This is a genomic window from Kitasatospora sp. NPDC048296, from assembly GCF_043201815.1.
In the GTDB taxonomy this organism is placed as follows: domain Bacteria; phylum Actinomycetota; class Actinomycetes; order Streptomycetales; family Streptomycetaceae; genus Kitasatospora.
This window is the reverse complement of sequence record NZ_JBICZB010000234.1, coordinates 1-1,109: the sequence shown is the minus strand read 5'-3', so window position 1 is coordinate 1,109 and position 1,109 is coordinate 1. Positions and strand designations below refer to the sequence as shown.

General features: G+C 65.3%; 1 protein-coding gene. It reads left to right on the top strand.

Going from position 1 to position 1,109, the window contains the following annotated elements; genetic code table 11:
• Positions 1-194: 194 nt before the first annotated feature.
• Entirely contained in the window at positions 195-1,019 is an 825-nt protein-coding gene (locus ACGF12_RS38705; protein ID WP_393041400.1) for a multicopper oxidase family protein, read from the top strand.
• Positions 1,020-1,109: the final 90 nt, after the last annotated feature.

The following is a 1,109-nucleotide window of genomic DNA, read 5'->3' as shown; positions in this document are numbered from 1 at the left end:
CCAACCACGCGACGGCCGAACAAGTGAACCTGAAACCCCGCCAACCCCTTCTGACCAGCTGATCAGCACCTCCCGCACACCGGGGGAAGCTCAGTCCGGACGGCATCCACGCCGCGGACTACACCACCCTGGAGCCGGGCCGGGTCGAACCCAACGAAGCGATCTACGCCTACACCAACCACGACCGTTCGTGCATGCTCTGGTATCACGATCACGGCATGGGGATGACCAGCCTCAACGTCTACGCGGGCCTGGCCGGTCTCTGGCGCATCGGTGACCCCGCCGACGAGCGGCTCGGGCTGCCGCGAGGCGAATTCGAGGTCCCGCTCATCCTGCAGGACCGGACCTTCAACCCGGACGGCTCGCTCGCCTACTCCATGACCCTGAGGGAAGGCGAGGACACCCCGGTCGTAAACGGGAAGGCGTATCCCTTCCTGACCGTCGAGCCGCGGCGCTACCGGCTGCGCCTTCTCAACGCTTCGAACGAGCGTTTCTGGCGGCTGAGGTTCGAGACTCAGCCCAGGGACGCAGTGCCTGAGGCCCAACTGCCGTTCTGGCTGATCGGCACCGACAGCGGTTTCCGCGCCCCGTTGCAGATGCTGAACTTCCTGATCGCGCCGGCCGAGCGGTACGACCTGATCATCGACTTCGGTCAGGTGCCCATGGGCACGAAGGTCAGACTGGTGAACTACCACGCGCCGGTCCACTACCCCGGCATGCCGGGCGAGGGGCCGGAAATCCGGGAAATCATGGAGTTCCGGGTCACCGAACCACTGTCCGGAGGCGGGGACAGGTCGAGGCCGCCCAAGGAACTCAGGCTGCCGACAGTCGCACCGGTCAAGCCGGAACCGCACACCCGTCGGCGGCAATGGGTCGTGTACCAGCACAAGCTGTTCAGGACCATGACGTTCAACGCGGTGCCGTTCGAGGCGCCGTCCCAGGACTTCATCGAGGAGGGCTCGACCGAGATCTGGGAGTACATCAATCCCAACCACGACGCCCACCCGATGCACGTCTGAGCTTCCCCCGGTGTGCGGGAGGTGCTGATCAGCTGGTCAGAAGGGGTTGGCGGGGTTTCAGGTTCACTTGTTCGGCCGTCGCGTGGTTGG